Genomic DNA, 26,239 nt, shown 5'->3' with positions numbered 1-26,239 from the left:
CTCCGGTGCCCCGAACCCGCAAGGCAGGTTAATGACGGCAGAAACCATCACCGCAGCCGATACCCGAATCAACGCCCGCTGGCTGATTCCCGTCGAACCCTTCGGGGTTGTCCTTGAACACCAGGCCGTGATCCTTCAAGGCAGCCGAATTCTGGCGATCGTGCCGCAGGCTGAGGCAGACCAGAGTTATCGCACCCGGGAAACCCTCGATCTGAACCAGCATGTTGTCCTGCCCGGGCTGATCAACCTGCACGGCCACACCGCCATGTCCCTGTTCCGGGGCCTGGCTGACGACCTGCCATTGATGACCTGGCTGAATGATCATATCTGGCCTGCAGAGGGCAAGTTTGTCAGCGAGCAGTTCGTGGCAGACGGCACGCGCCTGGCCATGGCGGAGATGCTCCGCACCGGCACCACTACGTTTTCGGATATGTACTTCTTCCCGGAAGTGACTGCCCAGGCTGCCCACGACACCGGCATGCGTGCACAGATCTGCTTTCCTCTGATGGATATGCCAACGGTATGGGGTTCAGGGCCAGAAGAATACCTGCGCAAAGGTGCGGACCTTATTGAACAATGGCAGCGGGATGACTACATCATGCCTGCCATTGGGCCCCACGCCCCTTACACCGTTTCCGACGGTCCTCTGGGTGCCGCCGTGGAATTAGCGCAGCAAACCGGTGCTGCCATTCAACTGCATTTGCACGAAACCGCCTTTGAAGTAGCGGAAGCGGTAAAAGCCAGCGGGCAGCGACCGCTGGCGCGTATGGCAGACCTGGGTGTTCTCGGAGCCAATACGCAATGCGTACACATGACCCAGATCGACGAATCCGACCTGGCTCATCTGAAAATGACCGGCGCCCATGTTGTCCATTGCCCGGAGTCCAACCTGAAACTGGCGAGCGGGTTCTGTCCGGTACAGAAACTGCTGGATCACGATATCAATGTCACCATCGGGACCGATGGGGCCGCCAGCAACAACGATCTGGATCTGTTCGGCGAACTGAAAACCGCCGCAATGGTAGCCAAGGCTGTGGCGGACGATGCGGCAGCCCTGTCGGCTCACAAAGCGCTGGAGATGGCGACCCTCAGTGGTGCCCGAGCCCTGGGGCGGGACCATGACATCGGCTCCCTGGTGGCGGGCAAACTGGCAGATCTGATAGCCGTCGACTTGAGCGACCCCTATCTGCAGCCTGTCTACGATCCCGCTTCGCACCTGGTTTACAGCAACCACGGCCGGGCAGTAAGCCACAGCTGGATTCATGGCGTACCACAATTACAGGATGGCAGACTAACCCGCATCGACGTACCAGATCTGGTTCTGCGGGTGAACGAATGGCGCAAACAGATTCTCAGCTGATTATCCGGAGTAACCCCGAACATGAACAACCAGAACGTAGACCAGAACGAGATTGCCAAATTCGAGGCGCTCGCCAGCCGCTGGTGGGACCCCACCAGCGAGTTCAAGCCACTGCACGACATCAACCCGTTGCGGCTGAATTACATCGACGAGCGCGTCTCGCTGGCCGGCAAACGGGCTCTGGACGTTGGCTGCGGCGGCGGCCTGCTGTCCGAAGGCATGGCACTTCGGGGCGCCCATGTTACCGGTATCGACATGGGCGAGGCGCCATTGTCGGTGGCCAAGCTCCATGGCCTGGAGTCCGGCGTGAAGGTGGACTATCGCCAGACCACCATTGAGGAACTGGCGCGGGATCCTGAACATGCCGGCCAGTATGACGTGGTTACCTGTCTGGAAATGCTCGAACATGTACCCGACCCGGCATCGGTTATTCGAGCCTGCGCCAGTATGCTGAAACCCGGCGGCCACCTGTTCGTGTCGACCATCAATCGCAACCCCAAGTCGTTCCTCTTTGCCATTGTCGGTGCCGAATACGTTCTGAACTTATTGCCCAAGGGCACCCATGAGTGGAAGAAGTTTATCCGCCCATCGGAGATGTCTGACCATCTTCGCCATGCCGGGCTGGAAGTCCGCGAGCTCACCGGCATGACCTACAACCCTATCACCAAGGTGTACAAGCTTGGGCGGGATGTAGACGTCAATTACCTGATGCATGCCCGGGATACCCGTGAAGACTGAGCAGACACCGGCGGCGGTGCTCTTCGACCTGGACGGCACCCTGATTGACACCGCCCCGGATTTCATCCGCTGCCTGAACCAGCTCCGACAGCAACACGGCATGCCGGCACTGCCCGCAGAACAGATCCGGCGCTCGGTTTCCAACGGCGCCCGGGCGATGATTCGGGTGGGATTCGGGCTGGAGCCCGAACACGAGGGTTATCCTGAAAAGCACACGGCCTTTCTCGATCTCTATGAAACCGGTGTGGCCGTTGAAACCAGCCTGTTCCCGGGCATGGACGAGTTGCTGAGCAGCCTTGAGAGCCGGGGCATTCCCTGGGGGATTGTCACCAACAAGCCCGCACGCTTCGCAGTGCCCCTGATCGAAGCCCTGGGCCTGGCGCAACGCTGTGCCGCCCTGATTTGCCCGGACCATGTGGCTGAACGCAAGCCGCACCCGGAGTCACTGCTGCTGGCCTGCCGTCAGATTCAGGTGGAACCGACAAAATCTGTTTATGTCGGTGATCATGAACGGGACATTGAAGCGGGCCGGAACGCTGGAATGCACACCATCGCGGTGCGTTACGGCTACATAGAGCAACCGGAGACCGTTGACCTGTGGCAAGCCGACCGCATCGCCGATACCGTCAGCGACCTGACAAAGCTGTTACAATAGCGCCCAAATATTTTCGACCGACCCGGCCAAGGCCTGGTCTGGCCTGATTTACGGAGACAGGTTATGCAAGATTACCAGGCACCCGCCGATCTTCTGAAAGACCGCATTGTCATGGTAACCGGTGCCGGCAGTGGTATCGGACGCGCTGCCGCCAAAGCCTATGCTGCCCATGGCGCCACCGTCATCCTGGTTGGGCGCACAGTCTCGCGGCTGGAGGAAGTCTACGACGAGATTGAAGCCGCCGGCCACCCCAAACCCGCGATCGTGCCTATGAACTTTGAAGGGGCGGCGGTCAAGGATTATGAAGAACTGGCCATGACCCTGGAAGACAATTTCGGTCGCCTGGACGGTCTCCTGCACAATGCCGGGATTCTGGGTGCTCGCAGCCCGGTTGAGCTGTACGATCCGGAAACCTGGAACAAGGTCATGCACGTGAACGCCACAGCGCCATTCCTGCTGAGCCGGGCGATGATTCCGCTGCTGCGCAAATCCGATGACGCCTCCATGATCTTCACCTCGTCCGGCGTTGGCCGGCAGGCACGGGCATACTGGGGCGCCTACGCCGTATCCAAGTTTGCCGTTGAGGGCCTGGCCCAGTTACTCGCCGACGAACTGGACGACGAGCGCCACAATATCCGGGTAAACAGCCTGAACCCGGGCGCGACTCGCACAGGCATGCGGGTGCTGGCCTACCCGGCGGAAGATCCGAAGAAAAACCCGGACCCGGAGCAGCTCATGCCCGTTTACCTCTATCTGATGGGCCGGGACAGCAAAGGCGTTAATGGCCAGCAAATTGACGCGCAGCCGAAAAAATAATGGAACTGCTTTTTTACACCACAGCCCAGTGCCATTTGTGCGAACTGGCAGAGGCGCTGCTGGTCAGCACCCCGATGCCCGAGCCCATTCCGGTGGATGTGGTGGACATCGCCCAGTCCGAAGCCCTGGTGGAGCGCTACGGCACCCGCATCCCGGTGCTGCGCCGCAACGACACCGGGGCGGAGCTGGACTGGCCGTTCACCAGGGACCAGTTACTCACGTTTCTGCAATGAGGATCCTCTGACATGCTGATGATCATCTCCCCTGCCAAGACTCTGGATTATGAGAGCCCCCTGGCAACGGAAACCCATACCCAACCGGACTTCCTGGACGATGCCTGTGAACTGATTGACCAGCTCAAGGAGCTGGAACCACATCAGGTCAGCAACCTGATGAGCATCAGCGACAAACTCGGGCAACTGAACGCCGAGCGCTTCCAGAGCTGGCGCACACCGTTTACGCCGGATAATGCCCGGCAGGCCGTTCTGGCGTTCAAGGGCGACGTCTATACCGGTCTGGATGCCGAGAGTTTCAGTAGTGAGGATTTCAGTTTTGCCCAGAAACACCTGCGGATTCTCTCCGGCCTCTACGGACTGCTGAAACCGCTGGACCTGATGCAGCCCTACCGACTGGAAATGGGCACCCGGTTTGAAAATACCCGGGGCAAAGACCTGTACGCGTTCTGGGGCAGCAAGATTACCGATGCCCTGAACCAGCTACTGGCCAGCGACGACAAGGTGCTGGTGAATCTGGCCTCCAACGAATACTTCAAGAGCGTGCAGAAAAAACACCTGGACGCCCGCCTCGTTACCCCCCAGTTCAAGGACTGGAAAAACGGCCAGTACAAGATGATCAGCTTCTACGCCAAGAAAGCCCGGGGGCTGATGTGCCGTTACGCCATCCAGAATCGAATTACCCAGGCTGATGATCTCAAAGGCTTCAACCTGGAGGGGTACTATTTCAGCGAAGACCAATCCGATAACAACAACTGGGTTTTCCTGCGGGACGAGCAGTAGTCAGGCGGTTTTCCGACCTGTGTTTAACACCTTCAGACATCTGTTGATATCGGAGTAGCAATGAACGAAGCAGTATTTTCCCAGATCGCCATGCTGGTGTTTCTGACCGGCCTTATTGCCTGGATGGGCTTCATTGTTTGGGATCTGGCCAAGAAATCCCAGGCCGGCAAATTTGGCACTATCGCGCTGTTTACCGTACTTGGCGCCGGCGTTGTCGGCTTTATCGTGAAAACCGTGTTGGTGGAGGTTATGCAGATCTGACCGGCCTGCCGTCACTTTACGGCTACCGCCTGGTAGCCGTATCATCCCTCCCCCTTTTTCGATTCGACAAGCTCCGACCTGACGCAAGGATTCAGACCCATGTGGTTTCGTAATGCCCGTGTTTTCCGTTTCACCAAACCTTTCGATATTTCCGCAGAAGCGCTGGAAGAGAAACTCCAGGCGGACGCGTTCAAACCCTGCGGCCCTCAGGAAACCAACCGCCAGGGCTGGGTTCCGCCCCTGGGTAAACACGGCGACCAACTGGTGCACAGCGCCAACGGTTATCACCTGATTGCCCTGAGAAAGGAAGAGAAGATCCTGCCCGGGCCGGTGGTGAAGGAGGCTGTGGAAGAGCGTGCCGAAGCCATTGAGCTGGAGCAGGGCCGAAAGGTGCGCCGGAAGGAAAAAGACGAACTGAAAGAACAGGTGATGCTGGAAATGCTGCCACAGGCATTTTCCCGCAACCGCCGTTGCTTTGCTTACCTGGCCCCTCAGGACGGCGTGCTGGTGGTTGATGCCGGCTCTGCGAAACAGGCCGAAGATCTAGCCTCGACCCTGCGCAAGAGCCTGGGATCACTGCCTGTGCGACCGCCGGCGGTTGAGCAATCCCCCGCCTTCACCTTCACCGGCTGGCTGAACGAAAGCATTGATCACCCTGCCAACATTACCCTGGGCAGCGAATGCGAACTGAAAGACCCGTCAGAAGATGGCGGCGTGGTACGCTGTAAAGGTCTTGATCTCAAAGCCGACGAGATCCGCAACCACCTGGAAGCTGGCATGCAGGTGACCAAGCTGGCCCTGACCTGGGACGACAATGTCTCGTTCGTACTGGACGAAGAGCTGGGCATACGCCGGCTGAAATTCGGTGAAACCCTGCAAGAGCAATTGGACGACGTCGATGTCGACGACGCCCTGGCCAAGTTTGATGCAGCTTTCACCATCATGACTCTGGAGCTGTCACGGCTGATTCCCGGGCTGCTGGAAGCCCTGGGCGGAGAAGATCGCTCCGCCATCGTCGAGGAGTAAAGGAACGGGGGGCTACAGATGCCCCCCTTTGCCCAGCCGTTCCTTCTGCCAGTCTTTCTGCGGCTCGTTCAGTACCAGTCGCAGATCCATCACTTCTTCCTCCGGGTTGTATTTGATTTCAAACCCCAGATGCTCGGCCAGCTGCAACATCGGCCGGTTGTCCGGCAACACATTGCCGATCATTTCCATGGTGCCCCGGGCACGGCAATAATCAATCATCTTCTGCATAAGGGCCACGCCCAGGCCTTCGCCTTTCATCCGGTCATCTACCATGACGGCGAACTCGCAACGCAGATTGTCGGCATCGGTCCAGGTACGCACCGTACCCAGGGTCTCCTCGCCTTCACCATCTTCACGGGGCGCATTGGCGATGAACACCATTTCCCGGTCATAGTCGATTTGCACCATCTGGGCCACGTCTTCCCGGGAAAAATGCTTGCGGTACTGGAAGAATCGGTAACGGATGGATTCCGGAGACTGATGCTCGTGAAACAGCCGATGAGCAGGCTCATCCTCCGCCAGCACCGGGCGAATAATCACGCGGCGACCGGATTTGGGCAATACCAGCCACTCCTCCAGCTCTCGCGGGTAGGGCTGGATAATGGGCTTGATCGGATGTTCATCCAGGTCAATAGCGATGTTTACAGCAACGGCGCCCTGCTCATTGAATAGCAATGGCGAGATTTCCAGGCCCTTGATCTCTGGTATATCGATCACAATCTGTGACAGCGTCACCAGGGTTTCGGACACCGCCCGGATATCCTCTTCCGGCTTCAGGCTGTGTTCTTTAAGCAGTTTGTACATGTAAGTACGCCGCAGCAGCTCGCGGGCCAGCACCATGTTCAGGGGCGGCAACGCAATCTGGCGATCGGTCATGATATTGATCTGGGCACCGGCTGCCCCGCAAACCACCAGCGGCCCGAACACCTCATCACGAGTGATCCCCACACTGAACTCGATGCCGCCAACATGCTGGTAGGAACGCTGGACGGCAAAACCCAGGAACCCGCTTTTCGGGAAATGCTCCCGATATTCGTCCATCAGGAAGCGGCAGCTGTCGATGATCACCTGTTCGCTGTTGAGCTTTTTGACCGTGCCCTTATAGCGGCGCTGGGTCGGGCTCAGATCCAGGAACGGATAACACACATCTTCGTGGATAACAGTTACATCAATGGGGCGGCGCTCGACTGCGAAGACCTCCAGCACCTCTTCCACGTCATCACAGTAGACGGTTTCAATGGTATTGATGCCATAGTCGCAAATCACCCGCCGGGCTTCCCGGTTGGACAGATGCCGCCGGCCATCCCGCAAGGCCCTGGCGACCAGTTTGCGGGTGTTGGCCCGGTCGGCGAAGTGGTCTGTAAACGATTCGGGCGTCTCGGTCAGCAGCCGCTGAATGCGCTGATGCCGAACATGCTGCATGAACGCCATCACCGCTTTTTCCGGGTTAAAGAACGATGGCAACCCCGCCCGGTAAAACTCTTCCCGGGAATCCATCACCGTGCTCTGCCCCAACCAGCAGGTAAAGATGTTCAAGCGGGTGCCCTTGGACGCCTGCACCACGGAATCGGCAATCTGCAGGCTGTCTTCGATCAGTGTGGGTGCGTACATCACCAGTACGTTAGCCACGTTAGGGTCCTTCGCCAGAATCTTGATAGCCTTGCCATATAGCTCGGGCGTTGCATCATAGTTAAGGTCAATGGGGTTCTTGCGGGTCCAGTACGGCGGCAGCAGTTCTCCCAGCTCCCTGACCGTATCTTCCGACAGCTCCGCCAGTTCACCGCCGAGATCCGCCAGCCGATCCACCGCCAATACGCCGGGGCCCACGCCGTTGGCCATGATGGCCAGGGATTCCCGACGCAGCGGGCGCATCCGGGTCAGGGTTTCCAGGGCATCAAACATCTGGCCAAGCCCGTCCACCCTCAACACACCGGCGCGCTGAAGCATGGCATCGTAGACCGGGTCACTGCGTTTGATACCAGCGGGCAAGGCATGGGTAAACCACTCGGATTCGGGCACCCGTCCGGATTTCACCGCAATCACGGGCTTGGTCCGGGAGGCCACCCGGACTGCCGACATGAAGCGCCTGGGGTTGGGGATGTTTTCAATGTGCAGCAGAATGGCTCGGGTCTGGGTGTCCTGGGCCAGATAATCGATCAGGTCGTCGTGATCGATGTCCATACCATCACCCAGGGTCAGGAAGTAGGAGAATCCCACCCCCCTGGCAAAGGCCCAGTCCAGCACCGAACTGGCAATGGTGCCGGACTGCCCCACGAAGGCCACCCGGCCGGGAATGGCCCCCATATGGGCATAGGTGGCGTTCAGATGCCGCGCCGGCACCATCAAACCGATAGTGTTGGGGCCCAGTACGCGGATGCCGGTCTCCCGGGCGGCATCGCGTACTGAATACATCAATGGCTGGCCGGTTTTACTGTGAGTCCGGGACATGCCCCCGGTCATTACAATGGCGGTACGCACGCCACATTCACCCAGCTTGCGGATCATTTTCGGCACCGTGTCCGGCGGGGTACAGATGATCGCCAGGTCCGGACTGAAATCCAGTTTGGACACTTTGCGCACACAGGGCACCCCGTGCACGTTTTCGTAGTCGCTCTGGTTGACCACCACGAGCCGGCCCGGATAGCCGCCGCCCAGCAGGTTCCGCAACACCATACCCCCGAGGTTGTCAGCGCGTTCCGAGGCGCCAATAACGGCAATGGATTCAGGATTGAACAGGCTTTCCAGATAGCGGGTACTCAACGCGGCTCTCCCAGTGGTGTGCGCGACAGGAATGTACAAACTTCAATAAAACGGCTTGCTTATCAGTGTATACCTTATCTTAGGTGGCGATTTCATGATGTAAATCGACTAACGAGTTATTAGACCAAAGAAATACGACAGGCTTCGGTTATCCCTGATAACATGAAAGCGATAATAAGCATACTCAGGTTCAGGCATTACCCATGACCACGGCATTTTTTTCCCACGACGACTGCAAGAAACACAACATGGGCCCGGAGCACCCGGAAAGCCCTGAGCGTCTTTCAAGCATTCTCGCCTACCTCGCGGATACCAACCTACAACAGGAACTGGACTGGGTTCGTCCGGAAGAAATCACCCGGGACCAACTGCTGACCGTGCATCCGGAAAGCTATCTGCACCAGCTGGACCTGATGCAGCCAACCCGGGGCCGGGTGTTCACCGACCCGGACACCGCGATGATGCCGGACACCCTGAGAGCGGCGAAGCTGGCCGCGGGGGGCAATGTGCAGGCTGTCGATATGGTGATGAGCAGCCAGGTAACCAACGCTTTTGTCTGCGCCCGGCCACCGGGACACCACGCCGAACGTGCCAAGTCGATGGGGTTCTGTTTCTATAACAATATCGCCCTGGCGGCGATGCGGGCGCTCACCTTCCATCACCTTGAGCGGGTGGCCATTGTCGATTTCGATGTGCATCAGGGTAACGGCACGGTAGATATTGTCAGTGGTGATGAACGCATACTGATGTGTTCCAGCTTTCAGCATCCGTTTTATCCGCATTCCCATGTGCACCGGCAGGCCGACAATATTGTCAATGCGCCGATTGCAGCCGACTGTTCAGCGGCTGAGTACCGCAAGACGGTTGAAGCCGCCTGGCTCAAGAAACTGCAGGATTTTCGTCCGCAACTGGTGTTGATCTCGGCAGGCTTTGACGGGCATCGGCTGGACCCCATGGCGGAGCTGAATCTGGAAACCGAGGATTATCGATGGTTAACGGAAATGCTGGTGAGTGTCGCCCATGACCACTCCAACGATCGCATCATCTCCACGCTGGAAGGCGGGTATCACCTGAAAGCCCTGGCAGAGGGTGTGGCCGCGCACCTGGAAGTCCTGAACGCAGTATATTGAAACTCGGGATGGCGTGTTCCGGCTATCCCGAAAACTCGCTCCCCATACCGTTAGCCTGCAGCAGTTCCGGGCGCTCACCCTGGCGTTGCAAACGAATGGTGGTGCGGCGGTTATCAGCCGGCCGGCGGGAAACCGGATACTGATCACCGTGGGCCCGGACCGTCAGCATAGTCTCATCGATTCCCCTGGATTTGAGATACTCGGCCACCACGTTGGCTCTTTCCTCCGACAGCGCGCGGTTATCAATCCGGCTACCAATACTGTCGGAATGGCCGTCCACGAAGATTCTTTCTACCGTGCTGTCGGCCATCACGTAGGTCACAATATTGTCGAGCAAGTTCATGTCTGCCTGTGACAGGCTGGTACTCCCGCTGGCAAACGGAACCCGGCTGCGCCGAACCTGGTCGAAGTTAACCGGCAGCAGACTGGCAACGCATTCACGATAGCCGGCGTACGGGCCGGAAAAATTCACATTCGACAACTGCACCCGCACGGGCTGGCCGCTGTATACCGCGGCTCGGGTTACTGTCGGCTGCATACCTCGGGACAACCCCTGGGCAATCAACACCGCTTCCCGATTCCCCAGGTTCACCGAGCGCGGACTATCCGTTACCTGCACAGCACCAATGGGGCTCGGTGGAACTCCTGGCCGCCAGGGCGGCGCTTCAACCACTAACTGGCCCTGGCCGGGGCGCATCACACTCAGATCCGATTCGAGATAGAAACGCAGGTCTTCCCCTGCCCGGTGCCTGAGCACGGCGCGGCCAAAGCCAGGAACCTCATGGACAAGGGAACACTCAAAGACCGACTCGGAGAGATACCACTGGCTGTTTTCAATACCGGCACCATAACTGGATGACAGCACAGGCGCAGAGGGCAATGACATCAACCCTGCCGTCGCCAGCAATTTCAGCAATCTGCTCTGCCTGAAGAACCAATTGGGTGAAACCATAGGAATGCCCCGTGGAGCCTTTAAACCAGTGAACTAACCGGTTAACGGCGACCCGACCGGGAACTTGAGCCGGATAACTTACGATCAGGTTAAAAACATCTGCTTTTCGCTTCTGATATAATCCGCGAAATTTTGCGCTCGCTTTCGGATACCTTCTCATGACCCGACAGATAACCATCACACGCCCGGACGACTGGCACCTGCACGTGCGCGACGGCGACATTCTGAACGATGTGGTGCCCGCCACCGCCGCCTGCTTCGGCCGCGCTATCATCATGCCTAACCTGGTGCCGCCGGTAACCGATGCCAGCGCAGCCATGGCGTACAGGGATCGCATTCTGGCCGCGGCCCGGGGAACGGACTTCCAGCCCCTGATGACCCTGTATCTGACCGAGAGCACCACTGCCGAGACCATTCGTGAAGCCAAAGCCGCCGGCGTAGTGGCAGCGAAACTGTACCCGGCTGGCGCCACCACCAACTCTGCCTCCGGCGTAACGGACATTCGCAATATCTACCCGGTGCTGGAGGCGATGGCGGATTGCGGCATGCTGTTGCTGGTACACGGCGAGGTGACCGACAGCGACATCGATATTTTCGATCGGGAAAAGGTGTTTCTGGAGCGGGTTCTGGCGCCCACGCTGACTGCGTTCCCGTCGCTCCGGGTGGTTCTTGAGCATATCACCACTGCCGATTCGGCCGAGTTTGTCCGTAACCATCAGGGCAATAACCTAGGGGCAACTCTCACACCGCAGCATCTGATGTATAACCGCAATCACATGCTGGTCGGCGGTATTCGCCCACACCTTTACTGCCTGCCCATCCTCAAGCGCAACAAGCATCAGGAAGCGCTAAGAGAGGTCGTGGCCAGCGGCGATCCCCGCTTCTTCCTGGGCACGGATTCTGCCCCACACGCGAAAGACAAGAAGGAAGCCGCCTGCGGCTGTGCTGGCTGTTACTCCGCCTACGGCGCCATCGGCCTGTATGCCGATATCTTCGAGGAACTGGGCATTCTGGACAAGCTGGAAGCCTTTGCCAGCTTCAACGGCGCCGATTTCTATGGCCTGCCCCGGAACACCGACACCGTGACGCTGGTGCGGGAACCCTGGACCATGCCGGAGAACCTGCCTCTGGCCGGCGGCGGAATTGTTCCGTTGAAGGCTGGCGAAACCGTTAACTGGCGCCTGGCGTAAACCCTATTCATTCACTACCACGAACATCGGAGTTCGAGTGTCAGACGAAAACAAACAGCCCCACCCCATGTCCCAGCGCTTTCGCGGCTTTCTGCCGGTGGTGGTCGACGTGGAAACCGCCGGCTTCAACCCGGAACGTGATGCTCTGCTGGAAATCGCTGCCGTAATGCTGACCATGGATGAGGATGGCTGGCTGCGCCGGGGCGAAACCCACGTGCAGCAGATCGACCCGTTCGAAGGCGCCAATCTGGAGCAGTCGGCTCTGGATTTCACCGGTATCGATCCCTGGAATCCGGAGCGGGAGGCGGTACCGGAACGGGAAGGCCTGAGCGAGATTTTTTCTCCCATCCGCAAGGCGGTAAAAGAACACGACTGCAAGCGAGCGGTACTGGTGGGCCACAATGCCACGTTTGACCATAATTTCGTTTTCGCGGCAGCGCTGCGAGCCGATATCAAACGCAACCCGTTCCATCCATTCTCGACGTTTGACACGGCTACCCTGGCGGGCCTCGCCTACGGCCACACCGTGCTGGCCCAGGCCTGTAAACTGGCGGGTATTCCCTTCAGCAACAAGGAAGCCCACTCGGCCGCCTACGACGCGGAAAAGACAGCAGACCTGTTCTGCGGCATCGTCAATCGCTGGCGTGAACTGGGCGGGTTTCCGCCGCCGCCAATCGAAATTGCCGAAGAACCCCAGGAATGAAATCTCCAACCTGAAACGAAAAAACCCGCCGAGGCGGGTTTTTTCTTGGCTTATAACGACGATTACCAGTATATCCCCCGCATAATCGCCGCAAAGGCCACCTGCTCGGTAGAGACTTTCGGCTTTTCGCCGGACTTGCTGCCAGCGGCTGCTGGAGAATCCGGGAACATCCGGTAGCCAGTGTTCATAATGATCTCACCCATCTTCGGTGCCAGCGCATGCAGAACCTGCGCGAACACGCCAAGACGGGTGGCAATGCGCTTGGGCCGGTACACAATCGCATCCGCCACCATCTGCGCGGCTTCATCCGGTGTCAGCGTCGGCACGGAATCGTAGATCTTGGTGGGCGCGATCATCGGCGTTTTCACCAACGGCATGTTGATGGTGGTGAAGGTCACGTTGCGATCCGACCATTCCGCAGCGGCACAGCGGCTGAACGCGTCCAGTGCGGATTTCGAGGCGACATAGGCCGAGAAACGCGGAGCGTTGGTAAGTACCCCGATGGAAGAAATATTCACCACGTGCCCGCGGCGACGCTCCAGCATGGCTGGCGCAAAGCCCATGATCAGCCGAACGGAGCCAAAGTAGTTCAGCTGCATGGTCCGCTCAAAATCGTGGAACCGGTCAAAAGACAACGCCAGTGAGCGGCGGATGGAGCGACCCGCGTTATTCACCAGAACATCCACGTGGCCGTGATTATCGAGCACCGTCTTCACAAAGCGGTCGCAGTCGTCCATGTCCGAAAAGTCGCACTGGTAAGCATGCACGTTGCCACCTTTGGCCTCCAGACTGGCCGCCACTTCATCCAGAGTTTCCTTGGTGCGGGCACCAATGACCAGAATGGCACCGGCCTCTGCCAGTTTCTCTGCCGTTGCCAGGCCAATACCCGAGGTCGCGCCGGTGACCACGCAAACCTTACCTTCAACCGTGCCCTTGAGGGTGCGGTCCTTGAACAGATCCGGGTCCAGATTTCTCTCCCAGTAGTCCCAGATCACCGGGGCATAGGACGGCAGTCGCGGCACCTCAATGTCTGTACCCTTCAGTACCCGCTCCAGCTCCCGGGTATCAAAACGGGTCGGATAATTAATGAAAGACATCACCGAGGGCGGAATGCCCATGTCATCCAGAAGCGCACCAGTAATGCGCTTGACCGGAGGCAGATTCTTGATGCTCTGGCGAATAAACGGCGGAATAAAACCGAACATCCGGGAATCGATGCGCATACCCATGCGGGGGGCATGGCCGGCCTCGCAGAAGATATTGAGGATCTCACCCACCTTGTACGGATCGGAGTCCACCAGATGGAAACAGTTGCCATCTTCGCCCTCCAGATGGGCAATGTGATCCAGGGCGTCGACCACGAAATCCACCGGTACAATGTTCAGCCGGCCACCTTCAATACCGATGGTGGGTACCCACTGGGGCAACGCGTGACGGATCTTCTGAATCATCTTGAAGAAGTAATAGGGCCCGTCCACCTTGTCCATTTCGCCGGTTTCCGAATGGCCAATGACCATACCAGGGCGGTAGATGCGGAACGGAACCTTGCATTCTTCACGCACAACTTTTTCGGATTCGTGCTTGGTGCGCAGGTAAGGATGATCAAGCTTCTCGGCTTCTTCGAACATATCCTCCCGGAAGATACCCTTGAACAGACCCGCTGCCGCGATGGATGACACATGATGGAAATGCTTGGCGCCCATGGCTTCTGCAGCCTGAACAGCCGCCCTGGTGCCTTCGATATTGGTGGCCGCCTGGGCTTCTTCGTCTGCGCCCATGTCGTAGACCGCGGCAAGATGGAATACGTGGTCAATATTTCCTTTCAGTGATTTCAGCGTTTTCGCGTCAATACCAAGGGTTTTGCTGGTGAGGTCGCCGATCACAGCCTTCACTTGCTTGTCGTCTGCACCCCAGCGCTCCCGGAGTCGCTCCAGCTTGTCCTGGGACTGCTCGCGAACCAGCACATACACGGTGCCGCCGCGCGCCAAGAGTTTCTCAACCAGAAAACGACCGATAAAACCGGTGCCGCCTGTCAGGAAATAATTCATAGGTACTCCATTCTGCCTGTTGTGTTTTTTGTCTTTAACCGACACAGATACGACTAAAGTCGTAGCCGATTCCATCGGTCGGCAATTCTACTTAATTGCAACCTTCATGTATCGAACTTTTTTAGAGTTTTTACTCTGTAACCCATTGTTTTTATTAGAGCCATTACTCTAAAAGCAGCCAACCCCACCTCACTCCCTGTCCGGTTTATCGACACAATGTGATTGAGATTAGCACAAGAAACCGCGACCACCGCATTGGGTCATTTAATTACGACCAGGCAATGCAAGAGGTTCTTACCAATGACATAATCGGGAACTTCCAGCGCCATCCGGCGTCACTAACCGAGCCAGACATCAAGGTTTAAAAGAAACTCCCATGCCGAAAAACAATCCGAACACCGAACGCTATATTGCCATCGCCCGGGCCTGCCTGAAGGCCATCAACGACACTGCCGCCGACAGTGGTTCCCGGGAAGACAAGATCCAGGCCGTATACCAGGCAATCGACAAGGCGTTTCAGGCCGAGTTTGCCGATTATCGACAGTCCGTTGCGATCATGGCGACGGTGCTGGAGCGGATCGCCTCTGGTGAACTCGACGCTGACCAGGCGGCCAAACTCGCGCGCCAAACCATAGAACAGAAGCCTGAGAGCGCCAAAAACAACCAGATGCACTGATCCCTTTTCCGACCTGAACGCCATTCCGGAACCCGAGGCCCCATGACTTCGAAACATCCGTTATCTGTTCGATCTCGCTACGCTCTGCTGCAGAGGCTGTTGCTTGTCGTCACCGTGTTACTGGCTCCACTGGCGACAGCCAGTGTGTCACCCACCCAAAGTCCCAACGATCCGAACCAGTACCGGTTCATCGAACTCGACAATGGCTTGCGCGTGATCCTCGCTTCGGACCCGGAAACGGACAAAGCCGCCGCCTCCATGAACGTTGCCGTGGGCAGCGGAAACGACCCGAAAGAGCGGGCAGGCCTGGCGCACTTTCTCGAGCACATGCTGTTTTTGGGCACCGAGAAGTACCCGGAGGCAGGCGAATACCAGCAATTTATTCGCAGCCACGGCGGCAGTCATAACGCGTTCACAGCGTTTGAGGACACCAACTATTTCTTTGATGTCGAAGCCGAGTTTCTGGAGTCGGCGCTGGACCGGTTCGCCCAACAGTTTTCTCATCCTCTGTTCACGCCGGAACTGGTGGATCGTGAGCGCAATGCCGTCCACTCCGAGTACAGTTCCAAGCTTAAAGATGACGGCCGGCGCCTGCTTTCTGTCAGGAAGGCTGCGGGCAATCAGAAGCATGCCTTCAGCCAGTTTGCGGTCGGCAACCTGGAGACCCTGGAAAACACCGAAAGCAACCCGCTTCGGCCTGACCTGATTCGTTTCTGGGAAGAAAACTATTCGGCGAACATCATGACCCTGGCAGTCTACGGCCCACAGCCGCTGGACGAGCTGGAACGCATGGTGCATGAGCGCTTTGGCGCCATCGCCAACCGTAACCTTGAACCCAAGGTTCACCCTCACCCGCTGTACGACACCTCCCGGTTGCCAGAGAAAGTGACAGCCGAGACGCTGAAAGACAATCGCAGCATGACGCTGTCTTTTCCGATCCCGTCTCAGCAGCGTTACTACAAAAGCAAACCCGCAGCCTACGTTGCCAACCTGCTGGGCCATGAGGGCCCCGGCAGCCTGTTTGACGTTCTGAAACGCGCAGGCCTGGTAGAAAGCCTTTCCGCAGGCACAGGGATGGACACCGGTGAACACGCCACTCTCGACATCAGCATGTCGCTCACCCGGGAAGGCCTGGAGCACCAGGATGAGATCGTTGCCCTCGCCTTTGAGTACATAGATCGTATTCGTGACAACGGCATCAGCCAGCAACGCTTCAACGAGATGCGACAGCTGGCCATGATTGATTTCCGTTTCCGGGAACGCGCTGAAGCGCAAAGCGAGGCCATGCGCCTGTCCAGACTCCTCAAGGACTATCCGCCTGAAGATGTTTTAAGCGCCCCCTGGCTGTTGGAGAGGTATGCCCCAGAGCAATACAAGGCGATCCTCGATCAGCTGAAACCAGCCAACCTTAAAGTCTGGGTTGCCGCCCCCAACCTGGACGCGAGCGAGCCGAACCTCACGCGGTGGTATCAGACGCCATGGGTCAGGACACCCCTGAACCTCGATAATCCGGCTGCTCCCAGCCTGGCTGAACAGCTTGCCCTGCCCGAATCCAACCCCTTTGTTCCTGAAGATCTCGAACTGGTGGGGGGGGACAGCATGGCTCACCCGGAGAAAATTGCCGAACTGGACGGACTGGATATCTGGTACGCCCGGGATACCCGTTTCGCCACCCCGAAAGCCAATCTGTTTGTCAGCCTGAGAACGCCGGCAGCGCGGGAATCCGCCCGGAGTTCAGTGCTCACACAACTGCTGGTGGACGCCATTAACACCAACCTCAACGCCTGGGCCTATTCTGCCCGGCTGGCCGGGCTGGACTACAGCGTCTACCCCCATCTTCGTGGCGTTACCATCCGTGTCGGCGGCTACAGCGACAAGCTGCACAAGCTGGCTAACCAGATACTGCTGGAGTTCGCCAATCCCGCCCTTACCGAACAGCGATTCAGGATCGCGCGACAGAACCTGATGGATGCTCTGGAAAACAAGAGCAAAGAACGACCGGTGCAGCAGACTTCGGAATTTGTCCAAACCGCCTTGCTGGAAGGCACGTTTCCCGCGGAGGAGCGCCTGGCCGCTGCGCGCGACGTCACACTGAATGAGCTGAGAGGGTTTGCCGGCAGTTTCCTCGCCCGCACTGATCCCGTCATGCTCGCCCATGGCAACCTGACACAGGCCAGTGCCCTGAATATGGCCAGACAGGTACAGGCTCTGGTGCTGAACGATCACCAGCGTACCAACGTGGATCGGGCGCGAATTCGCCAGCTGCCTCCAAGCCAGACCGCCGCGCATCTGGCGGTTGAGCACCCCGATACCGGTTACACCTTATACCTGCAGGGCAACAACACTTCCTACGCCGAGCGAGCCCGATATCGGTTGCTGGCACAAATCATCAGTAGCCCGTTCTATGAGGAAATCCGGACCACGCGCCAGCTCGGATACATCGTCTACGCGACCGCGTTCGAGATTCTGGAAACGCCGGCGCTCGGGCTGGTTGTGCAATCCCCATCCGCTGATGCATCTGCCATCGACTCGGCCGTCAAGGAATTCAGCCAAACCTTTGCGCAACAACTGGCGGAGATGGATGACACCCGGCTTAAGCGGGAAAAACAGGCGGTGATCAGCCAACTGCTGGAGCGTGACCGGCAACTGAGCGAAGTCTCCAGCCGATACTGGCGGGAGATCGACCGGGAAAATGCCGAGTTTAACAGCCGACAAGCCCTGGCCGACGCTATTCGGAACGTATCGCTGGAGGAACTGAAAGAGACCTTCGAACAGGCCATGCTTGAACGACAACGGGCTCTGCTGGTCACCACCGGAGGCGATGCCGTGAATGATGAGGCGATCCTTCAGACCCTGCGGGACCTGGGCCCTGTACCGAAGGATTGACGAGAGATACTACGAACCTGCCCGGCGATCATTCGCCTGCCGGGCAGGTTGTCGGGTTAACAAAGCCGGTTACAGATCCACCGCAAACTGATTGAAATACACCACAGACCCAGTGCCGGTCCCCACATTCAGAATGCTGAATGCCACCTTGCCCTTCTCCTGAATAAAAGCAAACTTGTCGCTTTCATTCTTTAATTCGTAGTTCTCGGTGTCGTTTTTCTTCTCGTTATACACAGACAAGGCTCCGTCCTGGCTGCCATGACGAATCTGGGCCATGGAGACAATAATCTGGGGAATATCCTTTGCCTTGTTGAACGTCAAAATCCAGATGCCCGAGTCGTTGGTGGGCAACATCACCTGCACAAAGCCTTTCTCGGCGCCATCCTGGTATTTAGAGCTGGCCAGGTCGTTCATGCCAACCCAGTAGGAGTACCAGTTGCCTTCCAGAGCAACGTCAATGGTGTCAAATACCTTGACCTTCACACTGTTGTCGGGATCACTGACACCCAGCTGTTTCACAACGGTAGTCAGCAGGGATTTCGTGCCCTCGCCGTAGGAGTCAAAGCCACCAAAACTCTGAGCCAGACTGGCCTGGGAGAAAGACACGACCAGCAACAGCGCAAGCAACTTATAGAACTTCATGCAGATTTCCTTTTTATCCGGTACTTGATCCGACGGCTCCGCGCCATCCCCTGCCTGAAAACAGGCCGAGCCTATGATAGTCAGCGACTACCCACGTGATCTACCCGGAAACGGCAAGACAGTGTGAACAAATGAAAAATGACGCCCTTGAGCCCGCTGCCTCAGGCCGTTATCATACCGCCTCCTTTACGAAGCCCCCGTAGCTCATCTGGATAGAGCGTCCCCCTCCTAAGGGGAAGGTAGCAGGTTCGAGTCCTGCCGGGGGTACCATTCTATTTTCAGGCTGCCCGCGGATCCGTTTCCCCTACCCCGGGCTGACCTCGGTGCCCGTCGCGAAATGCCACCAGACTATCCACTTCGGAAAAGTCCACCAGGTCACGGAAATCCAGCCAGTCCACCAGACAATAGAGACAGATGGCGGGATAGTTCCACTGTTCAAACTGCCCCGCTTCCACCATAGCTGCCAGGGTTCGCAACGTTGTCATGATGCGTTCGCGCTGAAGGTTGTAGAACATCGCATCCTGGCTGGTATCGATTCCGGACCTCTCAGAAAGCAGCATAGTTACCGCAGAATCGTTGGCGCCATCAATCAGCGTTAACTGGTTCTCCTGGTCCCAGGTGAGGGCGTCAAGCCCAAGCTTCTGACCAAGATAACGGGCGATAACCCGTGAGTCATAGAGCTCCTGATCGCCATCAATCAGTACCGGGATTTTCAGGGTGGGATTAGTACGCCGCAGCTCATCACGGCCTTCACCATAAATATCGAGATTGATGAACTCGTACGGTTCATCGCTCAGCAGGAGCCGAATGCGGCGTACGTAGGGCGACGTGGTAGATCCAATCAGTTTCATGATACCTCCAGGGAGCCAGGGTCAGGACCCCAGTAAGGATTCAGGGTCTGTATAGGGGTGCCCGGTAGCGTCTGCGACTTCCCGATAGGTGACTTTCCCCGCAGCGACATTGAGACCGGCCTTCAGGTGCGGGTCTTCCTTCATTGCCCGGTCAGCCCCCTTGTTGGCCAGCGCAACAACATAAGGCAAGGTCACGTTGTTCAAGGCCAGCGTGGATGTGCGCGCGACGGCGCCGGGCATGTTGGCAACACAGTAATGCACAACGCCATCAACAATGAAGGTGGGATCATCGTGCGTGGTTGCCCGCGAGGTTTCAGCACAACCTCCCTGATCAATGGCCACATCAACAATCACGCTGCCCTCGGGCATCCGGCGAATCATATCCCGGGTAATGAGTTTCGGAGCCGATGCACCCGGAATAAGCACGCTGCCAATAACCAGATCGGATTCAGTGACCGCCTGGTCAAGCGTCTGAGTAGTTGAGAACAAGGTGGTCAGACGATTCCCATATCGATGATCGAGTTCCCTGAGCACGTCCATATTGCGATCCAGTACTGTCACCTGGGCCCCCATACCGATGGCCATGGCAATGGCATTCTGACCAACCACGCCCCCGCCAACCACCGTTACTCGCGCCGGTGGGACACCGGGCACACCTCCCAATAAGACGCCGCGACCTCCCATGGCCTTTTCCAGGCAGTGAGCCCCCGCCTGAATGGCCATTCGTCCGGCCACTTCCGACATGGGTGCCAACAAGGGCAAATGGCCGGTACGGTCAGTCACGGTTTCGTACGCGATACAAGTGGCCCCAGAGCGCACCAGGTCGTCAGTCTGCGGTTTGTCCGGCGCCAGATGCAGATAGGTGAAAAGGGTGTGCTCCGGCTTCAGCATCGCCCGCTCTTCAGACTGGGGCTCCTTGACCTTCACGATAAGCTCGGCCAGCTCGAAAACTTCCCTGGGGCTTTCCACAATGTGTGCCCCTGCCTGCCGATAATCCTCATCGGAAAAGCCGATGGCGACACCTGCACCAGTTTCGACCAAAACCTTGTGTTTATGGCCACACAATTCATGAACCGCCGCTGGCGTCAAACCAACCCGATATTCGCGGTTCTTGATCTCCTTCGGTACACCAATCTTCATGCGCTACCTCCTTACGGCCGGCCCAAATGGACCTCTGTTGCAGTGTAGTCAAGGCTATCGGTCAGCACTCACTCCTGATAAATCATCTTGCGCGTCATGCCTCCGTCCACCACAAAATTCTGCCCGGTGACGAAGCCAGCCTCGGAGGAAATCAGGTAAGCCACCAGTGTAGCGATGTCTTCGGGCCTGCCAACGCGGCCGGCCGGATGCTGCTGGTGATCCGCTTCTGACAGAGGCTCGACAGCCTGCTCGCTTCCCTGCCAGTCGCGGGTATCTATCCAGCCCGGGCTGATACAGTTCACCCGTATTTCTGGTCCCAGGCTAATGGCCAACGCATGGGTCAGTGCCACAAGGCCGCCCTTGGTGGCGGCGTAGGCTTCAGTATCCGGCTCTGATTGCAGGGCCCGTGTGGAGGCCATATTCACAATCACGCCCCTCGCCTTTCGGAGATGCGGTATCGCATGTTTGCTCACCAGAAACGGCCCGGTCAGATTGACATCCATTCGACGCTGCCACTGTTCAAGGCCCAGTTGTTCTATCGGGCCGGTATGAGGGTCCGCAATGCCAGCGTTGTTAATAACGGCATTCAGGCCACCACCCCAGTGCACCGTTTGGGAAATGATATTCTCAACATCCGCTTCGCTGGCAACGTCGCCTGCCAGAAACACGACTTCACCCTCTGCGTTGGCAACCAACTGTTCACCTACGGCTTGGTCAGTATCACAGAATGCCACTTTCCAGCCCGCCGCCGCCAGGTGCAGCACTATGCCTCGGCCAATTCCCTTCGCGCCTCCTGTCACCAGGACTACCTTTTGCATTCGTTCCAAGTCTGCCTCCAACGGTTTCGGTTCCGTCATTACTATTCGGCGGGCTTTGCGCCGGACGGATTGATTGCTGCAGTTTAGCAGCAACTGATTGATACGGTTTTCGCCGAAGGCTGTATCAACAGGTTAGAATGCCCGCCTGCCCACACTACCGGAAACCAACCATGGCCCGCTTTAACGAAATTGGCACCGCAACCATCCCCGGCAACGGCACCTGCTTGCGACTGCTGCAACGTAATGACGAGTTTTCCATCAAGATTGCAGGCGCCCCGGGTGAACTGATGAACAGCCGCTTACATGGTTCGGAGGATGCACTCGCCACCCTCGCCTGTGAACGCCTGAGCCATCTGCCCGCGCCACGGATCCTGATTGGCGGGCTGGGTATGGGCTTTACCCTGGCGGCAGCGCTTTCGGCTACAGGCGATCAGGCTCAGGTGACGGTGGCAGAGCTGGTTCCCGAGGTAGAAACCTGGAATCGCGGACCATTGGGCGCAGCCGCCAGCTACCCTCTGGACGATCCCCGAGCCGCCGTTCACATTGGCGATGTGGCAGAACTTTTGCGGCAGGGCGATGGCAACTGGGACGCCATCTTGCTGGATGTGGATAACGGTCCGGAAGGTCTTACCCGTAAAGAAAACAACTGGATCTACTCTCCGGAAGGCATCGCCGCCGCCCAGAAATCCCTGAGCAACGACGGCATTCTCGCCTACTGGTCGGCCGGTCCGGAACAGGCCTTTACCGAACGCTTGCGGCGCGCTGGCTTTTCGGTGGAACCCGTTGTTGTGAGAGCCCTGCGTCCGGGTAAAGGCGCCCGTCACACAATCTGGCTGGCGTGGTAATTTAGGGGATGGCGGGCGATTCCCGATCGGTTTGTTGCCATACGGTCATTCGAAATACAGGTTCAGGTGTACTAGGGTTACTGATGAAGCCGCTATGTTTTGACGAGGATCTGGTCCTCGGCGAAACACTCAGGAGGTCTTTCCATGAAACCCTCAGTGAGTATTACCGGTGAACAGGAAGCCCATAAAGTAGCCGCAATATTCGAGACAGAAACCGATGCCAACGGCGTTGCAAGGGTGCTGTCGCAGGAAACCAGTCTGGATCACGAGCAAGTCATTGTTGTAAGCCCCCAGGACCAACACTCGGGTGAAGAGCTGGAGCCAGAGAATCAGGGCATATGGCAAACGCTGGTGCGTTCGCATCTCTGGCTCGGTATCGGCGGTGCAGTCGCAGGCTTTATTGTGTTCCTGATACTGAGCGCTATCGGCGTGGGGTTTATTGCCCAGAATGGCGTGGTTGCCGCAGCCGTTCTTGCGGCGCTCGGCCTGATACTTGGCCTGTTGGTGGCTGGAGGCGTTACGCTCCGGCCTGACCACACTCCCTATGTTGCCAAAGCGCAGTCGGCTCTGAAGGAGGGCAAGTATGTACTGACCGTGCATGCCTCCAGTTCTGAGCAACTCAAGGAGGCCACGACGGTCCTGAAAAACCGCAACGTCCGGTTAGTGCGCACTATCTGAGCCTCCGCCCCCGGAGCCACGTTATTGGGAGCAACCAGAGCACAGTGGCCAGTAGCCAGCGCGTAAGCAACAGCAGTGGCAGCATTACCAGGAACCATCCTGGTATCTGCACCATCCAGGCCGGCACGCCCAGTACCCGGGCAGCGCCGGCGAATACGTCGTTCAGTAAGGCGGGGTGTTTGACAACGACATAGACCAGAGCCACCGCAGCGGGCCACTTTGCGTTGCTAACCATGACCGAAGCCATTCGCCCGGCCCGCGCGAGGCGGGAAGAATAGGCCGCGGAACGGGCGGCGACACTCGAGGCTCTTGCAGTACCTGCTGCCGCCCGACCGGCTTTCAGGAATTTCACCGCACTGCCAATAATCAGCGCGTCTACGGCGGCCCAGCCGACATCTTCCATGCGGATCGGCTGATCGGTACGGTACCGGGATTCCAGAGTCCGGATGCCACTGGTGAAGAACTGCGTAATGCCCTCTGTAATCCGCTCCGTCCAGATCCACTCTATGTTATTGCCATCGGCCCCCACCACGAACTGGCCCGTGAAATCCTGCCCTTCTTTATTGGCGAAGTTGACGGCATACCAGGCACGCTGTTCCGGCGTCAGGACTTTACCGGTGCCGGCAACCCGGTTCATCATCTCAATCGAGCCAACCGGATTCTGATAAAAATGCATCACAGGAGGCATCAGATACTCGCCATGGGCTCGCAGGGCCTGCCGAAATTCCGGTTCTTCACCAAACAGATCCATTACAAACCTGGTCCACTCGGGGTATACCTGCAACGCGGCCTGAGCTTTCAGCAACAGCAGGCGGTCGTCCCGGTAATCCAGCAGGAGCGCCTGCAGAGCCAAGGCTTCGCCCAGCAGCGGTGATTCCGTACCGAATTCATTCTGGGCATGCAGGCGCACAAGCCGTTCTTCAACCGGTTGCGGTTGCAAGCGTACTGACACCAGAACGGCCACCACCAACGAGAAAAGCGCCAGCCACAATAGTCGCCGTCTGGGCCGGGACTGGAACAGTGCGGGCTCTGTCATTCAGTACTCCTGCTATAAAAACCTCAGTCTACATGGAAAATCTCAAACATGAAGGCTGACACATGTCAACATCGGTTACAGAAAACAACTCTAGGTGGGTATACCCGTTGCAAAAAACGGATACCATGTCCTTATAACCTCGCTTTCGTCCGACGGCACCTATGGATATCTTCGAGCAGAAACGCCGCATTATCACCACTGCCATCGTTGCAGTTGTTCTCACTGGAATCAGTATTGCCGTGGTGGTCTCCACCCCCCTGATCAATCAGATCCATACCCAGGCCGCAGACACTGCGAGCCTGGTGGCCGATGCCAAGGCCGAGAGCGTTCGGGCGGTATTCGATCAGCATCAGGATCTGGCGCGACAAACCGCCAGTCGCTCTGAGCTCGCGCGGGTTATGGTCGAATACAACAGGGGAAACCTGGCACTCGCTGACTTGCGGACCTTTTCTCGCCCCAGGCTTGACGATGCCGCAAAAAACATCGACAACCTTGCCGCCATCGTCCGGTTTGATGCCAGTGGCGCCGAAGTTGTGCGCGTCGGGCCTCTGGACGATCAGCTTCCCGCTGACCTGCCTATGCCCTCCGGGCTTGATATCCAGTCTTACCCGGTAGGGGTAAGTAACGAAGCGAGGCCGTTACTGCACGTCATCGCTGCGATACGCGTGGATGAACAGATCGTAGGCTATGATCTTCTGCTGTTCGAACTCTCCTCACTGATTCCCATCTTTCGCGTGGATGCGGACTCCAGTCTGTGCCTGCTTGATGTCGAGAGAACGCGGCGACTGATCTGGACCGAGGGCAGTCATCAGTTTCAATTGACAACACCCAATGGTTGCCTGGCCGAACAGGAAGGTATCGATTACAAACCAGACCTCGACTTTTTCCAGGCTTCGCTTCCAGACGGCACCCGTGTGCTGGCATTCATAAGACTAGTGGAAGGATATGGCTGGGAAATCCATATGAATGCCAGGACTTCCAGTGTGTTCGGTAAAGTGATTGAAGACATTGTTATCAGTGTTGTGCTGATACTCATGCTCTCCGCCCTTGCCGGCACAATGGTCTGGCGTTCACTGATGCCGATTGTGCAAGCACTGGCCAACCAGGCCTCCCAGATTGCCCGGTCTACCGATGAGCTTCGGCTGGCCCAGCAGGTCTTTAACCACACCCACGAAGCCATCGTGATTTGTGACACCGGTTTACAGGTTATTCGTGCTAACCCGGCCTTCAACGAGATTACCGGCGCAACAACGAAGACACTTCGCAATACAAACCTGATGGCATTTATCGACAGTGACAGATGCAAGGAGATAGACCGGGAAGAAATCCACCGGCATCTTGTCGCGGAAAATGCCTGGCAAGGCGAGGTCTGGCTGACCGGGCCCGATAATGATCCGTTCCCCAACCTGCTGACGGTTTCGCCGGTACGCAATGCCCGGGGACAAATCCAGCAACTGATCCTGACCTTCAGCGATATTACCGCACGGGTACAGGCAGAAAAGCAGATGTTCCGGCTGGCACATTTCGACAAACTCACTGGCCTGCCAAATCGCACGGCCCTGGAAACCCACCTGGAACAAGCCATCGAGCAGGCACGGCGCCAGCATCATCACTTCGCCCTGATGTTCCTGGATCTGGACAAATTCAAACCGGTAAACGACACCATGGGCCACCAGGCTGGCGATGAGCTGCTACGGAATGTCGCGAGAAGGCTCAAGCACAGTATTCGGGCCAATGATGTGGTGGGGCGCCGGGGTGGGGATGAGTTCGTGATCATAACCGGGCCATTGACCAACGATGCCGATGCCCAACCCATTGCTCGCAAAATGATCCAGGTGCTGAATGAGCCGTTTCACATTCAGGGCCAGACTGTGCACATTGGTGCCTCGGTGGGAATCGCCTTGTACCCGGACAACGGCCAGACCGCTGAGCTTCTACTGGCCACCGCCGACAAGGCCATGTATTCCGTGAAAACCAGCGGTAGGAACAACCTGGCGTTTGCCTGACCGGCA

General features: G+C 57.7%; 24 protein-coding genes and 1 tRNA gene. 17 read left to right on the top strand and 8 right to left on the bottom strand.

The window, feature by feature from the left end; all coding sequences use genetic code 11:
- Positions 1 to 31: 31 nt before the first annotated feature.
- From Q669_RS14930 to rdgC, 8 genes are all read left to right on the top strand, one after another.
- The gene (locus Q669_RS14930; protein ID WP_022992899.1) at positions 32 to 1,360 is read left to right on the top strand and encodes a TRZ/ATZ family hydrolase; all 1,329 of its coding nucleotides are present in this window, start codon (positions 32 to 34) and stop codon (positions 1,358 to 1,360) included.
- Positions 1,361 to 1,381: 21 nt separating this feature from the next.
- A complete protein-coding gene (ubiG, locus tag Q669_RS14925; protein ID WP_014421957.1) occupies positions 1,382 to 2,098 on the top strand; it encodes a bifunctional 2-polyprenyl-6-hydroxyphenol methylase/3-demethylubiquinol 3-O-methyltransferase UbiG in 717 nt (238 codons plus the stop codon).
- Positions 2,088 to 2,753, top strand: a complete 666-nt coding sequence (gph, locus tag Q669_RS14920; protein ID WP_022992898.1) for a phosphoglycolate phosphatase — start codon at positions 2,088 to 2,090, stop codon at positions 2,751 to 2,753. The genes ubiG and gph overlap by 11 nt, the downstream gene beginning before the upstream one ends.
- Before the next feature lie 63 nt (positions 2,754 to 2,816).
- Positions 2,817 to 3,569 (top strand): YciK family oxidoreductase, encoded by a 753-nt coding sequence (locus Q669_RS14915; RefSeq protein ID WP_022992897.1) that lies wholly within the window; start codon positions 2,817 to 2,819, stop codon positions 3,567 to 3,569.
- Positions 3,569 to 3,802, top strand: coding sequence for a glutaredoxin family protein (locus Q669_RS14910; RefSeq protein ID WP_022992896.1), 234 nt, complete (start codon positions 3,569 to 3,571; stop codon positions 3,800 to 3,802). The genes Q669_RS14915 and Q669_RS14910 overlap by 1 nt, the downstream gene beginning before the upstream one ends.
- A 12-nt stretch (positions 3,803 to 3,814) precedes the next feature.
- The gene (yaaA, locus tag Q669_RS14905; RefSeq protein ID WP_022992895.1) at positions 3,815 to 4,585 is read left to right on the top strand and encodes a peroxide stress protein YaaA; all 771 of its coding nucleotides are present in this window, start codon (positions 3,815 to 3,817) and stop codon (positions 4,583 to 4,585) included.
- Between the two features lie 60 nt (positions 4,586 to 4,645).
- Positions 4,646 to 4,846 carry a DUF2788 domain-containing protein gene (locus tag Q669_RS14900; RefSeq protein WP_011785959.1) on the top strand — a complete coding sequence of 67 codons (201 nt, stop codon included), beginning with the start codon at positions 4,646 to 4,648 and terminating at the stop codon, positions 4,844 to 4,846.
- 99 nt (positions 4,847 to 4,945) lie between these two features.
- Complete coding sequence (gene rdgC / locus Q669_RS14895; RefSeq protein WP_022992894.1) at positions 4,946 to 5,872, top strand: recombination-associated protein RdgC; 927 nt, start codon at positions 4,946 to 4,948, stop codon at positions 5,870 to 5,872.
- 12 nt (positions 5,873 to 5,884) lie between these two features.
- Here rdgC and Q669_RS14890 read toward each other — a convergent pair whose 3' ends face one another.
- Entirely contained in the window at positions 5,885 to 8,632 is a 2,748-nt protein-coding gene (locus tag Q669_RS14890; RefSeq protein ID WP_014421963.1) for a GNAT family N-acetyltransferase, read from the bottom strand.
- Positions 8,633 to 8,835: 203 nt separating this feature from the next.
- Between Q669_RS14890 and Q669_RS14885 the strand changes: the two genes are divergently transcribed.
- A complete protein-coding gene (locus Q669_RS14885; RefSeq protein WP_022992893.1) occupies positions 8,836 to 9,762 on the top strand; it encodes a histone deacetylase family protein in 927 nt (308 codons plus the stop codon).
- Between the two features lie 22 nt (positions 9,763 to 9,784).
- On the opposite strand, the gene Q669_RS14880 is transcribed toward Q669_RS14885, so the two are convergent.
- Entirely contained in the window at positions 9,785 to 10,714 is a 930-nt protein-coding gene (locus Q669_RS14880; protein WP_011785963.1) for a flagellar protein MotY, read from the bottom strand.
- A gap of 158 nt (positions 10,715 to 10,872) precedes the next feature.
- On the opposite strand from Q669_RS14880, the gene pyrC reads away from it, so the two are divergent.
- Positions 10,873 to 11,904: a dihydroorotase gene (pyrC, locus tag Q669_RS14875; RefSeq protein ID WP_022992892.1), complete on the top strand. Its 1,032-nt coding sequence runs from the start codon at positions 10,873 to 10,875 to the stop codon at positions 11,902 to 11,904.
- Positions 11,905 to 11,941: 37 nt separating this feature from the next.
- A complete protein-coding gene (rnt, locus tag Q669_RS14870; RefSeq protein WP_011785965.1) occupies positions 11,942 to 12,607 on the top strand; it encodes a ribonuclease T in 666 nt (221 codons plus the stop codon).
- Between the two features lie 62 nt (positions 12,608 to 12,669).
- Here rnt and Q669_RS14865 read toward each other — a convergent pair whose 3' ends face one another.
- Positions 12,670 to 14,655, bottom strand: coding sequence for an SDR family oxidoreductase (locus Q669_RS14865; RefSeq protein WP_022992891.1), 1,986 nt, complete (start codon positions 14,653 to 14,655; stop codon positions 12,670 to 12,672).
- A 376-nt stretch (positions 14,656 to 15,031) separates the two neighbouring features.
- On the opposite strand from Q669_RS14865, the gene Q669_RS14860 reads away from it, so the two are divergent.
- Entirely contained in the window at positions 15,032 to 15,331 is a 300-nt protein-coding gene (locus tag Q669_RS14860) for a hypothetical protein (RefSeq protein WP_022992890.1), read from the top strand.
- 42 nt (positions 15,332 to 15,373) lie between these two features.
- Entirely contained in the window at positions 15,374 to 18,217 is a 2,844-nt protein-coding gene (locus Q669_RS14855) for an insulinase family protein (RefSeq protein ID WP_022992889.1), read from the top strand.
- A gap of 69 nt (positions 18,218 to 18,286) precedes the next feature.
- On the opposite strand, the gene Q669_RS14850 is transcribed toward Q669_RS14855, so the two are convergent.
- Positions 18,287 to 18,859: a hypothetical protein gene (locus tag Q669_RS14850; protein WP_022992888.1), complete on the bottom strand. Its 573-nt coding sequence runs from the start codon at positions 18,857 to 18,859 to the stop codon at positions 18,287 to 18,289.
- Between the two features lie 193 nt (positions 18,860 to 19,052).
- Here Q669_RS14850 and Q669_RS14845 point away from each other — a divergent pair.
- A tRNA-Arg gene (locus Q669_RS14845) sits at positions 19,053 to 19,129 on the top strand.
- An 8-nt stretch (positions 19,130 to 19,137) separates the two neighbouring features.
- Here Q669_RS14845 and Q669_RS14840 read toward each other — a convergent pair.
- The 3 genes from Q669_RS14840 to Q669_RS14830 all read right to left on the bottom strand — a co-directional run bounded on the left by Q669_RS14840 (position 19,138) and on the right by Q669_RS14830 (position 21,707).
- Positions 19,138 to 19,710 carry a glutathione S-transferase family protein gene (locus Q669_RS14840; protein ID WP_022992887.1) on the bottom strand — a complete coding sequence of 191 codons (573 nt, stop codon included), beginning with the start codon at positions 19,708 to 19,710 and terminating at the stop codon, positions 19,138 to 19,140.
- A 21-nt stretch (positions 19,711 to 19,731) separates the two neighbouring features.
- Entirely contained in the window at positions 19,732 to 20,850 is a 1,119-nt protein-coding gene (gene ald, locus Q669_RS14835) for an alanine dehydrogenase (RefSeq protein WP_022992886.1), read from the bottom strand.
- A gap of 68 nt (positions 20,851 to 20,918) precedes the next feature.
- On the bottom strand, positions 20,919 to 21,707 hold the full coding sequence (locus Q669_RS14830) for an SDR family oxidoreductase (protein WP_052000825.1): 789 nt from the start codon (positions 21,705 to 21,707) through the stop codon (positions 20,919 to 20,921).
- A gap of 131 nt (positions 21,708 to 21,838) precedes the next feature.
- Here Q669_RS14830 and Q669_RS14825 point away from each other — a divergent pair, with 131 nt between their 5' ends.
- Positions 21,839 to 22,513 carry a spermidine synthase gene (locus tag Q669_RS14825; protein WP_022992884.1) on the top strand — a complete coding sequence of 225 codons (675 nt, stop codon included), beginning with the start codon at positions 21,839 to 21,841 and terminating at the stop codon, positions 22,511 to 22,513.
- A gap of 144 nt (positions 22,514 to 22,657) precedes the next feature.
- Positions 22,658 to 23,191 (top strand): hypothetical protein, encoded by a 534-nt coding sequence (locus tag Q669_RS14820; protein ID WP_022992883.1) that lies wholly within the window; start codon positions 22,658 to 22,660, stop codon positions 23,189 to 23,191.
- On the opposite strand, the gene Q669_RS14815 is transcribed toward Q669_RS14820, so the two are convergent.
- Positions 23,184 to 24,227, bottom strand: a complete 1,044-nt coding sequence (locus Q669_RS14815; protein WP_022992882.1) for a hypothetical protein — start codon at positions 24,225 to 24,227, stop codon at positions 23,184 to 23,186. The genes Q669_RS14820 and Q669_RS14815 overlap by 8 nt on opposite strands.
- 161 nt (positions 24,228 to 24,388) lie before the next feature.
- Here Q669_RS14815 and Q669_RS14810 point away from each other — a divergent pair, with 161 nt between their 5' ends.
- Positions 24,389 to 26,233, top strand: coding sequence for a sensor domain-containing diguanylate cyclase (locus Q669_RS14810; protein WP_022992881.1), 1,845 nt, complete (start codon positions 24,389 to 24,391; stop codon positions 26,231 to 26,233).
- Positions 26,234 to 26,239 lie beyond the last annotated feature (6 nt).

The organism is Marinobacter sp. C1S70 (genome assembly GCF_000475355.1).
GTDB classification, from domain to species: Bacteria; Pseudomonadota; Gammaproteobacteria; order Pseudomonadales; family Oleiphilaceae; genus Marinobacter; species Marinobacter nauticus.
Note: the sequence above shows the minus strand (reverse complement) of the source record. Positions and strands in the feature narration are given on the sequence as shown.